This is a genomic window from Nocardioides sp. GY 10127 (assembly GCF_004919085.1).
Lineage (GTDB): Bacteria > Actinomycetota > Actinomycetes > Propionibacteriales > Nocardioidaceae > Nocardioides.
Map to the genome: position 1 here is coordinate 15,836 of NZ_STGL01000009.1, position 12,587 is coordinate 28,422.

Annotated in this window: 10 protein-coding genes; 7 read left to right on the plus strand and 3 right to left on the minus strand. The window is 72.0% G+C overall.

What is annotated here, in order from left to right; all coding sequences use genetic code 11:
* Positions 1–227: 227 nt before the first annotated feature.
* The 6 genes from E8D37_RS16800 to E8D37_RS16825 all read left to right on the plus strand — a co-directional run bounded on the left by E8D37_RS16800 (position 228) and on the right by E8D37_RS16825 (position 7,806).
* Positions 228–1,520 carry a sugar ABC transporter substrate-binding protein gene (locus tag E8D37_RS16800; RefSeq protein WP_136570991.1) on the plus strand — a complete coding sequence of 431 codons (1,293 nt, stop codon included), beginning with the start codon at positions 228–230 and terminating at the stop codon, positions 1,518–1,520.
* Positions 1,517–2,476 (plus strand): sugar ABC transporter permease, encoded by a 960-nt coding sequence (locus E8D37_RS16805; protein WP_136570992.1) that lies wholly within the window; start codon positions 1,517–1,519, stop codon positions 2,474–2,476. The genes E8D37_RS16800 and E8D37_RS16805 overlap by 4 nt, the downstream gene beginning before the upstream one ends.
* Before the next feature lie 110 nt (positions 2,477–2,586).
* Positions 2,587–3,387, plus strand: coding sequence for a carbohydrate ABC transporter permease (locus E8D37_RS16810; protein WP_136570993.1), 801 nt, complete (start codon positions 2,587–2,589; stop codon positions 3,385–3,387).
* 66 nt (positions 3,388–3,453) lie between these two features.
* On the plus strand, positions 3,454–4,458 hold the full coding sequence (locus tag E8D37_RS16815; protein ID WP_168929800.1) for a hypothetical protein: 1,005 nt from the start codon (positions 3,454–3,456) through the stop codon (positions 4,456–4,458).
* Positions 4,459–4,670: 212 nt separating this feature from the next.
* The gene (locus E8D37_RS16820; protein WP_136570995.1) at positions 4,671–7,421 is read left to right on the plus strand and encodes a discoidin domain-containing protein; all 2,751 of its coding nucleotides are present in this window, start codon (positions 4,671–4,673) and stop codon (positions 7,419–7,421) included.
* Between the two features lie 103 nt (positions 7,422–7,524).
* On the plus strand, positions 7,525–7,806 hold the full coding sequence (locus tag E8D37_RS16825) for a hypothetical protein (protein WP_136570996.1): 282 nt from the start codon (positions 7,525–7,527) through the stop codon (positions 7,804–7,806).
* Positions 7,807–7,833: 27 nt separating this feature from the next.
* Here the strand turns inward: E8D37_RS16825 and E8D37_RS16830 are convergent, their stop codons facing one another.
* The 3 genes from E8D37_RS16830 to E8D37_RS16840 are packed head-to-tail and all read right to left on the minus strand — an operon-like array spanning position 7,834 to position 11,078.
* Positions 7,834–9,324 carry an aminotransferase class V-fold PLP-dependent enzyme gene (locus E8D37_RS16830; RefSeq protein WP_136570997.1) on the minus strand — a complete coding sequence of 497 codons (1,491 nt, stop codon included), beginning with the start codon at positions 9,322–9,324 and terminating at the stop codon, positions 7,834–7,836.
* Positions 9,321–10,232: a MurR/RpiR family transcriptional regulator gene (locus E8D37_RS16835; protein ID WP_136570998.1), complete on the minus strand. Its 912-nt coding sequence runs from the start codon at positions 10,230–10,232 to the stop codon at positions 9,321–9,323. The genes E8D37_RS16830 and E8D37_RS16835 overlap by 4 nt, the downstream gene beginning before the upstream one ends.
* Positions 10,233–10,244: 12 nt before the next feature.
* Positions 10,245–11,078 (minus strand): class II glutamine amidotransferase, encoded by an 834-nt coding sequence (locus E8D37_RS16840; protein ID WP_136570999.1) that lies wholly within the window; start codon positions 11,076–11,078, stop codon positions 10,245–10,247.
* Positions 11,079–11,234: 156 nt separating this feature from the next.
* Here E8D37_RS16840 and E8D37_RS16845 point away from each other — a divergent pair, with 156 nt between their 5' ends.
* Positions 11,235–12,575 (plus strand): glutamine synthetase family protein, encoded by a 1,341-nt coding sequence (locus E8D37_RS16845; RefSeq protein ID WP_206055821.1) that lies wholly within the window; start codon positions 11,235–11,237, stop codon positions 12,573–12,575.
* Positions 12,576–12,587: the final 12 nt, after the last annotated feature.

Genomic DNA, 12,587 nt, shown 5'->3' on the forward strand with positions numbered 1-12,587 from the left:
GGAAGACATTTCCGAACGCCGCCTCGACTCCCGTTGCTGGACTCGGACTGTCCACACAGGCCGTCCACGCTCGGTGCGCCGCTGCAGGGCTGCGCATCCGTTTCGGACATGACTGTGACGCCAGTCACGAAAACCTGTGGAAAAACATTGACAGATTTGGAAACCGATTGCCACAGTCGGGGTCGCCGGCACGTCGCCGGGCGGAACCGAGAGCACCGGGAGTCACCATGAAGCGTTGGGCCAGAGCCGTCGTCGCGGGAGGCGCGGTCGCAGCGAGCGTCTCCGTCCTGGCCGGGTGTGGAGGTGACTCGACCGGCGCGGTCTCGCCGGACACGGTGACCGCCAAGGACGACGGCGCCGAGCTCACCCTCTGGGTCCGAGCCGGGAACGAGGCCGTCACCGATGCGGTGGTCGACGCCTACAACTCCTCGCACCAGAACCAGGTCTCGATCACGCACGTGCCGGCGGACCAGTACGTCGCCAAGTTCGCGGCCGCTGCCCAGTCCGACTCGCTGCCGGACATCCTGACCTCCGACATCGTCTTCCAGCCGCAGATCATCGCTACCGGTGCGGTGATGGACCTGACGTCCCTGCTCGAGGAGTCCGGCGCCGCGGACACCCTGGCACCGGCGCACGAGCAGGCCTCGACCTCGGACGGCAGGACCTATGGCGTCCCCTTCGTGACCGACACCTCGCTGTACGTCTACAACAAGGACCTCTTCCGTCAGGCCGGCCTCGACCCCGACGACCCGCCGTCCACGTGGGACGAGCTGCTGGACGCCGCCGACCGGATCACCGCTCTGGGTGACGGGGTGAAGGGCTTCTACTTCAGCGGGGACTGCCCGGGCTGCCTGGCCTACGACGTCACCCCACTCATCTGGGCGCAGGGCCAGCAGGTGGTCGACTCCGACGGTGGCTTCGACCTCGACAACGAGGCTACGCAGAAGGCGCTCGGGTTCCTCCAGCAGCTGCAGCAGCGCGGTGACATCCCCGACTCGGCCAAGACCGACACCGGGGACGGGTTCTTCTCGGTCTTCGCCAGCGGGAAGATCGGCATCGACCTGGCCGGCGGCAACGGCGTGAACACCGCCACTCTCGGCACGGACCCCTCCTTCGACTTCGGCCTGGCGCCGATTCCCGGTCCGGAGGAGGGCCAGTGGGCGACCTTCTCCGGGGGCGACACGGCCAACATCAGCGCGACCACCGAGCACCCCGACGAGGCCTGGGACTTCATCTCGTGGCTGTCCTCGAAGAGCACCTCCGAGGACCTTTACCTGACGCTGCCCGCGATGGCGCCTCGTACCGACGCGACCGTGCCCGACTCCCTGGGTGATCAGTTCACGGTGCCCGCCCAGCTGATCAAGAAGGGACAGACCTACGTCAGCACCGACTACAACGAGGTCGTCTCCTCCAACCAGGGCCCGTGGCTGGAGATGATCCAGTCCGTCGTGTTCAACGGTGCCGACCCCGCCGAGGCGACGGCCCAGGCCCAGCAGGCCGCGGACGCCATCACCCGATGAGCGTCGTGCTGCAGAACCCGGCACGCGGCGAGCGAGAGGCCGCCCGCCCCACCGTGGCCCCGCGGCCGCGGGGCGGCAAGGGCACCGCGAGGCGCCGCGACAACGTCCTGGGCTGGGCCCTCTCGGCTCCGGCGGCGGCCCTGCTCGGTCTGTTCTTCGTGCTCCCACTGGGGCTGACGGTATGGATGTCGTTCTTCGACTGGCCCGCCTTCGGCCCGCACACGGCGGTGGGCACGGAGAACTACCAGCAGATCGCCACCGACTCGAAGTTCCGCGACGCGGTGGTGTTCACGGTGCTGTACACGGTCGTCACCTCCGTGCTGGGGCTGGCGCTCTCACTGGCGCTGGCGCTCCTGGTCCGTCCCCGCATGCGGTGGCGGACGGGGATCCGCGCGATGCTCTTCGCTCCCGTCACGATCGGGTTCGCGCCGGCCGGGCTGCTGTGGCTGTCCATGTCGAACTCACGCACCGGCGTGCTCCCCTCCTTGGCCAGGGATCTGGGGCTGGCCGACCAGGGCACCGACTGGTTCGCCCACGCCGGCAGCGCGTTGGCCGTCGTCGTGGTGATGACGCTCTGGAAGACCGTCGGCCTGGCCATGCTCGTGCTCATCATCGGCATGGACGCCATCCCCGACGACGTCTACGAGGCGGCCCAGCTCGACGGCGCGAGCGCCGTGTCGACGTTGCTGCGCATCACGCTGCCGTTGGTGCGCAAGCCGCTGTCCCTCGTCGTCCTGCTCACGGTGAGCACCACCTTCCTGTCGTTCGACCAGTTCTTCACCATGACCAAGGGCGGGCCCGACAATCGGACCGTCAGCGTCGTCTACTACCTGTACAACGCGGCGTTCGTCGGCCTGGACCGCGGGTACGCCGCAGCGGTCGCCGTGGTCGTTGTCGTCGTGATGGCCGTGATCTCGCTGCCCCAGGCGTGGCTCCAGCGGGGAGGCGCGCAGTGAGCGCGCTGACTTCCGGGCCGGCGGCCGCGGGTCCTTCCGTCGGCCCGGGAGCCCCCCACCACGGCGGTCGTCCCCGGCGGTCCGGTCGTGGCGATCGGGTTCGCTTCGTCGTGGCGGGCCTGCTGGCCCTGCTCTTCGCGTTCCCGATCGCGTGGACGACCCTCGGCGCGTTCAAGTCGCCGACGGAGGCGAACGCCTCCCCTCCGGTGTGGTGGCCACACGACTGGACGACGGCCAACTTCACCAAGCTCGGCGGCGGGTCCGGCGGCAGCCTGACCACCTACATCGCGCACTCGGTCGCCGTCAGTCTGCTCACCGTGGCCATCACGACGGTGGTCGCCGTCCTGGCGGGGTACGCGATGGCGTTCCTCCGGTTCCGCGGGAAGAACGTGCTCTTCGCGGTCAGCATCGGAGTGCTGCTGGTCCCGTACCCGGCGCTGCTCGTGTCGCTCTTCACGGTGATGGTCTGGCTGGGCCTCACCAACTCGCTCCTCGGACTGGGGCTCGTCTACTCGACCTTCCAGATGCCCTTCGCCATCTACATGATGCGCAACTCCTTCGACTCCGTCCCGGCCGACATCGTCGAGGCCGCGCTCCTGGACGGTTGCGGACGTCTCTCGGCTCTGTGGCACATCCTGCTGCGGCTGGTCGCACCCGGCGTCGTCACCGTCGTCCTGTTCGCGTTCCTCGCGGCCTGGAACGAGTTCCTGGCCGCCCTCGTGCTGCTCAACGACAACAGCAAGTTCACCCTCCCGATCGCGCTGGTCAACGCCCAGAACGGCCCGCTTAACACCGTCGACTGGGGCGGGCTCCAAGCCGGCATCACGGTCACGATGCTGCCGTGCGTGGTGCTGTTCGTGCTGCTCCAGCGCTACTACGTGGCCGGCCTGGTGGCCGGCACCGGAAAGTGACTCCCCATGCCTGAGATCCCAAGCGGACCCGGCCGGTTCGCCACACCCCAGCGGGACGGGAGGCTCGTGGTCTCACCGAGCCTCCAGCCCGGCCGCTTCGACTCGCTCGCCGTGGACTGCCCCTTCGTCTTCTCCGTTGACGGACGCACCGGCATGACCTACGTCGGATGGGACGGCGACGGCTATCAGACCGCGCTCTCCTGGCTCGAGGACGAGCGGTGGACACCCGGCGAGCTCGTGCTGCCGCGTGACCCGGCTGACCCGCTCACCCGCTGGAACGCCGCGCTCACGTCCATCCTGCGGGAGAACGACCTGTGGTCCGGCGGCGAGCTGCGCCGCGTCGGCGGCTGGTACCTCGCCACCTTCCACGCCTACCCGGGCGCCGGCTACGAGGCCGGACCGGGATCCATCGGCTTCCTGCGGAGCCGCGACCTGCACACGTGGGAGCGGGTCGGTGGGGTCCTCCGTCCGGAGGACGGCGCGGAGTGGGAGCGCGGAGGGCTGTACAAGTCGTGGCTGCTCGAGCACGACGGGCTGTTCCATCTCTTCTACAACGCCAAGCAGCGCGACGAGTGGCCCTGGGTCGAGCAGACCGGCCTCGCGGTCTCGCACGACCTGGAGACCTGGACCCGTGTGTCCGAGAACCCGGTGCTGCCGGTGGGCGCAGACGGCGACTTCGACGAGGTCTTCGCCTCGGACCCGTGCGTGCTGCGCGACGGTGACCAGTGGGTGATGTTCTACTTCGGCCTCGCCGAGGACGGTCATGCGCGCGAGGGCGTCGCCACCTCCCCCGACCTGCGGACCTGGACGAAGTCCGGGGACGTCCTCATCGACGTCGGGCCGGAGGGTGCCATCGACTCGCTGTACGCGCACAAGCCGGCGGTCGTCACCCGCGACGGCCGCCTCGAGCACTACTACTGCGCCGTAGCCCGACGCCCCCCGCACGACGTGGGGGACCGCCAGATCACCGAGAGCCGGGGGATCACACGTGCTGTGCGTGACCTCGGCGCGGCAGCCGTGCACGCGCTGCCGGTCGACGAAACCAGCACCTTCCGGGAGGACATCGCATGACCACGCCATCACGCCTGGCAGGCCTCAGGCCGACTCGCACCCGTCTCGTCGCCGCGACGACGGCCGGCCTCGTGGCCGGCCTCGGGCTCGCTGCAGTCGTCCCTGGGGCCTGGGCGTCGCCTACCGGCTCCACAGCGCAGGCGTCCGCCGTCACCGCTGCGGCGGGGTCCGGGACGAGCATCAGCCGGGACGACGACGCGCACACGGTCACCATGACGAGCCCCCGGCTCAGCATGGTGCTCGACACCGACCACCGCGCACTGGTCTCCAGCCTGAGGATCGACGGTGTCGAGGTGCTCGACGCCGGCATGTTCAGCGCTCTCCAGGTGGCCGACGGCGACGGTCTTGACTCCCGTCACCTCGACACCAGCCCGGCCGTGTCCGTCCATGGCGCGACAGTGTCGACCTCCTTCACCCAGTCGGACGACGACGTCAGCGTCGCGGAGACCTGGAAGTTCGTGGTGACCCGCGCGAGCATCAAGCTCCACGTCGAGCGCGTCTACACCTGGGCCGATGGGGCGGCGCGGACCGTTGATCACAACGGGCAGCTCACGATCGGCTGGGCCCGTACCTGGGACGCGATCCGCAGGCCCGACGACGGCGGCACGATCCCGCTCGGCAACGACTACACCGGAAAGAACGGCTTCTACCTCAACGACCCGACCGACCGGTACGGCGTCGAGGAGTCGCGCTTCGTGATGCTGCGCCAAGCCGGCGGCCTGGCCCTCGGTGTCGACGCCACGAGCCAGGGACGCAGCCTGGCGACGGAGTTCTCCTACGACGGAGGGCAGTCCACCTGGCAGGAGACCCAGGTCAGCGCAGAGCCGTCCTGGTCCTACACCGCAGGGGACAAGGACTCGGGCTACGTCTACGGCGGCCACTCGTCCGACGGCACTGACGCGTACATCTACTCTCCCGTCGCGGTCGGTCAGGGCCAGGACGATGTCGTCGACTACACCTTCTCCGGGAAGGACTACGACTGGTACTACGACGTCGGCACCCTCCACGGCGTCACCGACACCAGTGCCTTCAGCTCGCTGCTGAACGACTTCGGGCGGTCCGGCGTGATCGACAAGGACTACGGCATGTCCACCGTCGGGCTGAAGTACCCCGGCGTGGGGCCCTACGACATGATCTATGCCGACCGAACGGTGCTGGGTCTCGACGACCCCGAGGTGACCGCCTCCCACCAGCGCCTCCTCGAGTACTTCCGCGACCACGCGCAGCGCGAGGACGGGCACATGAAGGGCCGCACCTACCACCGCGACCACACATGGGGGGACAGCTCGCTCTTCGACGCCGACCCGGCGTACGCGTTGTCGGTGGCACAGATGTACGACGCGCAGCCCGACCGCGCGTGGCTCGCCGGCATGCGGGACTCGGTCCAGCGATCGCTGGGCTTCATGATCTCCGACTACTACGACGAGGCTGACGGGCTGTTCCACAACGACGTCACGAGTTGCACCAGCACCAAGGGCGCCCGCGAGTGGAGCGACGCCTACTTCGTCCGGTACGAGAGCGCCTACGTCAACGAGCAGATGTACGCCGCGCTCACGGCGTGGGCCGACCTCGAGCGGGACGTGTTCGGGGACGCTGCCACCGCGCAGCAGTACAGCGACCTCGCGGCCAGGCTGAAGGCCGCCTTCAACGAGGACGCGGGCGAGGGAGGCTTCTGGGACGCCGGGACGAACAGCTACGGCTACTGGCAGTGCCCCGACGGGACGGTGCAGGCGCGCATCCAGCACACCCAGGTCAACCTGCAGGCCATCTACTACGGCATCGCCGACCTGGACCGCTCCCACACGATCCTGGATGCCATCGACCAGAACATGCAGCGGTTCCACCTGCCGATGCTGCCGTTGAACTTCACCCCGCTTGGTCGGTCGTACGAGTGGAGCGGAGACCACTTCCCCACGGGTCTCGAGGACGGTGCGATCTACCCGATGATGACCGAGGAGTACATGCGGGCCGCCGCCACGGTGGGCGAGCGCGGACGCAGCCTCGACTACCTCAACAACACGGTCGACCGCTACACGTGGGACGGCTTCAACGGCTGGAGCTTCGTCGACTGGGATCTTGGCGAGCACACCAGCGAGGCCTGGTTCCCGTCCAACGCGAACGGTGCCGGTGGGCTGTACACCGAGGTCCTCGGCATCCAGCCCACCGCCGAGGGCGTGACCGTGGCGCCGAACATCCCGACCGCGATGGACGGCACCAGCGTGACCCGGGCCGTCCACGACACCGACACGGTGACGGTCACCTACCGTGACGAGCTGCACCAGGTGGTCGACTTCAGCAGCGACGTCGAGCCGGTCACCCTGTCCTGGTCGGGGCAGGAACCGGGCGCCCGCTACCGGGTCGTCGACAACGGCGTGGCCAGCACCGTGACGGCGGACGAGCGGGGCAGGGCCGTCTACACCTACACGGGTGCGGGCGAGCACGACGTCCGACTGGTCGGCGGCGACGCCGCCGGCTACCAGCTCCCGGCGCCGCAGGCACCGGACCTGGCCTGGAAGAAGACCGCCACGGCTTCGAGCAGCTGGGAGCAGGACCCCTGGCAGATCGCGAGCGTCACGGACGGGCAGCCCTACAGCGTCGACCACGCCAATGGCTGGTCGAGCGACTCCCAGACCGACGCTGACCACACCGAGTGGCTCCAGGTCGACCTGGGCGCCATCCGGACGATCAACACGGTGACCCTGTGGCCGCAGAACTTCGACATGCAGAAGCCCGGCACCGACTTCCCGATCGACTTCACGATCGAGGTGTCACCGGACGGGACGAGCTGGACGACGGTGGCCGACCGCACGGACTACCCCAAGCCCACTGAGGGCGGCCCGCAGGACTTCGGTGTCGATGCCACCGATGCCCGGTACGTACGCATCACGGGTACCCGGCTCCGGGCCGACGAGAACGGCGAGTACCGCATGCAGCTGGCCGAGGTGGAGGTGTTCGACCGCTGACCCTCCAGCTGGTCCGCGGAGCGCCGACCGCGGACCACCCCGGCGCCGCCAGAGTTGCCGCGATCTCCTGACGGCTGTCGGCCCTGGCCCCTACGCTCCGGCCATGACCCGGTACGAGCAGGCCCTGCACGCCACCATGCTGGTCGGCTGGGTGAAGGACCTGATCGTCCGCTGCCTCTTCGTGGGCGCCGTGACGCTGATCCTGGCGTCGCTCCTGCTCGCCGAGGCCGATGCGCCGGGGGGCCTGGCGTTCGGCGTGGCCTTCCTCGCTGTCCTCGGCGTCCTCTGGGTGGCCTCGCCGCCCATCCCGGAGCTCTACGGCGACGAGGACGAGGACGAGGGCGAGCACCTGGGGATCGGTCGGAGCTACGGCACCCAGGTCTGACCTGCCCCGGAGGCGGGCAGAGGGTCCTCAGCGCACCACCTGCAGCGTGGCGAGCGAGGCGTCCGCGGCGTAGGCGATCCGGACGCCGCGGGCCTGCGCGCGGCGCAGGGTCGCCAGGGTGTCGACGGTGACCTCCTCGCCGGGCACGAGCACCGGCACGCCGGGCGGGTAGGGCGCCACCACCTCGGCGCAGACCCGGCCCACGGCCTCGTCGGCGCCCACGGTCTCGCGCGCCGCGAAGAAGGCCTCGCGGGGCGTGAGCCGCTGCGGCGGGAAGGTGGACGAGGACGCCCAGCCGGCCCCGGCGCTCAATGGGGCGACGGGCCTTGACAGCGAGGAGCCGGCGGCGACCTCCTCCGCCACCCGCACCAGCGCCTCCACGGCCGGCGCGGGGTCGATCAGCCCGACGATCGGCACGAGCATCCCGGCGTCCGCCATCTCCAGCGGCATGCCCCGGGCGGCGAGGGCCTCGGCCAGGACCCGCAGGTCGGGCACGCGGTCCGACCCGGTGACGACGAGCTTCGCGGGGTCCGCGGCGGGCAGCGTGTCGGGGCCGGGGACGACGTAGCCGACCGCCCGCAGCCGGGCTCGCGCCGACGCCAGCAGCGCGGCGAGGTCGCCGAGGGCCGCCCGGGTGCGGGGGTGCTCGAGCAGGGCGGTCGCGGCGTCGGCGGAGGCCAGGATCGCGCCCGCGGGGCTGGTGGTGTGGCCGGCCTCGAAGGCCTGGTCAAGCCGGGCGGGGTCGATCCGCTCCGTCCTCGCCACCACGAGCGCGGCCTGGCTGAACGCCGGCAGCGCCTTGTGCGCGCTCGTCACCAGCGCGTCCGCGCCCAGCGCGAGCGCGTGCGCGGGGTAGTCGGGGTGGAAGCCGAGGTAGGCGGCCCACGCCTGGTCGACCAGCACCGCCGCCCCCGCCGCGTGCGCCACCTCGATCGTGCGGCGGCGCTGCGGGTGCAGGGTCCCGAGGTACGAGGGCTCCACCAGGACGACTGCCGCCGACCGCGCGTGCTCGGCGAGCGCGGCCTCGAGCGTCGCCGGCGCGACCCCGAGCGGGAGCCCGGAGGCCTCGTCGTGCTCCAAGGGCAGCCACACCGGCCGCGCGCCCGACTGCACCAGGCCCAGCAGCGTCGAGCGGTGCGCGTTCCGGGCGACCAGCACCGTGTCGCCGGGCCCGGTGGTGGCGAGCAGCAGCGCCTGGTTGGCGTGGGTGGCCCCGCCGGTGGAGTACCGGGCGACGTCCGCGCCCCACCGTGCGGCCGCGAGCGCCTCGGCCCGCGCGAGCGTGCCGCGCTCGAGCCCCACGGTGTCGAGGCCGCCGTAGAGCGGCACGTCGGCGGCCAGCACGGCGCCGAGCGTCGGCGACCAGGCGCCCGCCCGGCGCTGGTGGCCGGGGATGGTGAAGGGGGTGGGCGCGGCGGCGGTGAAGTCGGCCCAGGCGCGCAAGAGGGGTGCGCGCTCGAGGAGCCAGGCGTCGAGGTCGCGTGGCTCCTCGGCGTGGGGCCGGCCGGCGTCGGTCACGGCAGCAGGCCCGGCACCCGGTGCTGCTCCCACAGCGCCATCCGGGTGCGGGCGGGCTCGCCGAGGGCGGCGATGACGGCGGGCAGCAGCAGCTCGGTGAGCAGGTAGCCGCCGGCCATCGACTGGTAGGCGCTGCCCACCGTGCTGGGCACGGCGAGCACGACGGAGGCGTCCCGCGAGACCGGGCAGGCGTGGTCGTCGGTGACGAGCAGGACCGTCGCCCCCGCGTGGTGCGCGGCCGTGGCCAGCTCGGCCGCGCTGTGCTGGTAGCGGTGGTAGTCGAAGACCACGAGGACGTCGCGGCGGCCGAGGTCGACGACGGCGCCGAGGTCGCGGCCCAGCGGGTCGCCGAGGTAGCGGACGCCGGGCCGCAGCTGCTCCAGGTGCAGCGCGAGGTTGCTCGCCAGCAGCGAGGAGAACCGGCCGCCGACCAGGAGCAGCCGGCGCGAGGTGTCGGCGAGCAGGGCGACGGCCGCCTCGAACGTGTCGGTGGGGACGGCGGCGAGCGCCGCCAGGGCGAGGTCCACCTGGGCGCGACCCTGGGCGACGGCGGCGGCCACGACCCCGTCCGGGTCGGCGGCAGGCGGGGCCGCGTCGCGCAGGCGGGAGATGGGGCCGGTGGACCGGGCGCTGAGCTCGCTGCGCAGCGACTGCTGGAGGTCGGCGAAGCCCTCGAACCCGAGGCTCTGGGAGAACCGCAGCACGGTGGGCGCGCTGACGCCGGCCCGCTCGGCCAGCCGGGCCGCGCTGGTCAGTCCGGCGCTGGGGTAGTCCGCGAGCAGCGCGCTGGCCACCCGCCGCTCGGCGCGGGAGAGGGACGACAGCGCCGCCGTCGTCAGGTCGTAGACGCGACCGGCCCCGTCGGTGGTCTCCGCCGCCGTGGGAACCGGGTCCGCCGTGTCGTCCATGCCCCCACCCTGTCAGGCGGGCGCGAGCTGGAGGGTGCGGACGGCGCGGGTGGCCAGGTCGACGACGGTGACCGACTCCGGCTCCAGCTGCTCCCACCCGCCCTGCCACTGCCCGCCCTGGGCCGGGTCGGCCGACTCGGCCGACCCGAAGCCGGTGGAGCCGATGACGACCGACCCGTCGGCGCCGTGGCGCAGGCGGAGCCCGAAGTAGTCCTCCACGTGCTCGGCCGGCATGCAGGCCGACTGCATCTCGTCGAGGTCGTCGGCGGGCAGGACCGCGGTCGCGCTGGCGTGCACGGCGACGAGCTGGTGCTCGTCCAGCACGAGGGCGTTGAGGCTGGAGACAGGGAAGTGCGCCCGCAGCTCGGCGACCGCGGCGAGCACGGCGGTGCCGAGGTCGGGGGACGAGGCGCGGTGGCGCCGCACGAGCATGAAGTAGCGCTCGGAGTCGGTCGTGCCGTGCAGGGCCGCGCGCTCGGCGTCCGTGAGGAGCGTGTCGAGGGTCTCGACGGGGCGCAGCGAGCCGTTGTGGGCGAACGCGATGCCCTGGGCGGTGAACGGGTGGGAGTTCTGCGGCTCGACCCGCATCCCGGAGGTGGCCCAGCGCAGGTGGACGACGGAGGCGGTGGACGCCCCGGTGTGGACGGCCGCGCCGAACTGCGCGTCGGTGTTGGCCGGCAGCGCGCTGACCTGCACGGACGGCTCGAGCCCCGCTCCTCCTGCCGCCATGCCCCACCCGTCACCGTGCAGGCGGGCGAGGTCGGTGAGCTCGGTCAGGGTCGTCTCGCCGACGACGCCGGCGACGGTGGAGGGGGCGGGGGAGACGATCCCCAGGAGGCGGCACATGCCCACATTCTGCGGCGTTTGTAATGGATCGAACAAGACGAGTCATTCGATACTGATCTGAAACATGCGTGACATTCTTCGGCTGCAGGATGATGGCTGCACCGCCGTGGGGCACGCCGTTCGACGCCCCGCAACCGATCCGTGAGGAGACCGCCCGTGACCGCCCTGCAGACGCGCACCGACGCCGAGGTCGAGCGCAGCACCCAGGCCCTGCGAGAGGCCGGCACCCAGCTGCTGCTGGGGTCCGTCACCGACCTCGCCGGCGTGACCCGTGGCAAGTACGTGCCCCTCGACCGCGTCCCCGCCTTCCACCGCTCCGGCATGGGCGCCTCCCCGAGCTGGTCGGTGTTCTGCGTCGACAGCGGCATCGCGTTCACCCCCGAGCTCGGCGTGGTCGGCGACCTGCGCATCCGCGTCGACCCCACGCAGGCCCGCCCGGTCGAGGACGGCGTCGCCTGGGCGCCCGGCGAGTTCTACGAGCAGGACGGCACCCCCTCGTCCATGTGCACCCGCGGCGCCCTGGCCCGCCAGGCGGCCCGCGCGGCCGACCTCGGGCTCAGCGTGCTCGTCGGCGCCGAGCTGGAGTGCACCGTCCTCGCCCCCGACGGGAGCCACTCCACGACGTCCCCGTGGTCGCCCTACAGCGTGCGCACCTCGCTCGCCCACGCCGGCCTGCTCCGCGAGGTCACCGCCCGCTTCGCCGCCGCCGGCCTGCCGATCGAGCAGCTGCACGACGAGTACGGCCACGACCAGCTCGAGCTCTCCCTGCCGCCGCTGCCGCCCGTCGAGGCCGCCGACGCCGTCGTCCTCGCGCGCATCCTGCTCTCCCGCGCGGCCGAGTCCCAGGGCCTGCGGATCTCCTTCTCGCCCGTCCCGTTCGCCGGCGAGGCCGGCAACGGCGCCCACCTGCACCTCTCGCTCGCGGACGAGGAGGGCCCGCTGCTCGCCGGCGGCGACGGCCCCCACGGGATGCGCGAGGCCGGGCAGCACGCGGTCGCCGGGCTCGTCGACAGCCTGCCCGAGCTGCTGGCGCTGCACGCCGGCTCGGTGCTCTCGCCCGTCCGGCTGCAGCCGGGCAACTGGGCCGGCGCCGCCGCGTGCTGGGGCCTGGAGAACCGCGAGGCCGCCGTCCGCCTGCTCGGCGCCACCCAGGGCAACCCGCACGGCGCCAACGTGGAGCTCAAGGTCGTCGACCCCAGCACCAACCCCTACCTCGCCGTCGCGACGATGCTCGGCGCCGCCCTCGACGGCATCGAGGAGAAGACCGAGCTGCCGGCCGAGGTCACCGACGCCCCCGACGGCGCGACGCTGCCGCCGCTGCCCACCACCCAGCGCGACGCGCTCGCCGCGCTCGACGGCTCCGCCCGCGCCCGCCGCCTCCTCGGCGACGGGATCGTGGGCGGCGTCCTGGCCGTCCGCACCTACGAGGCCGACACCTTCGGGGAGCGTCCGGTCGCGGACGTCGCCGAGGCGCTGCGCCTCGCCTGGACCTGCTGACCCCGACTGTCC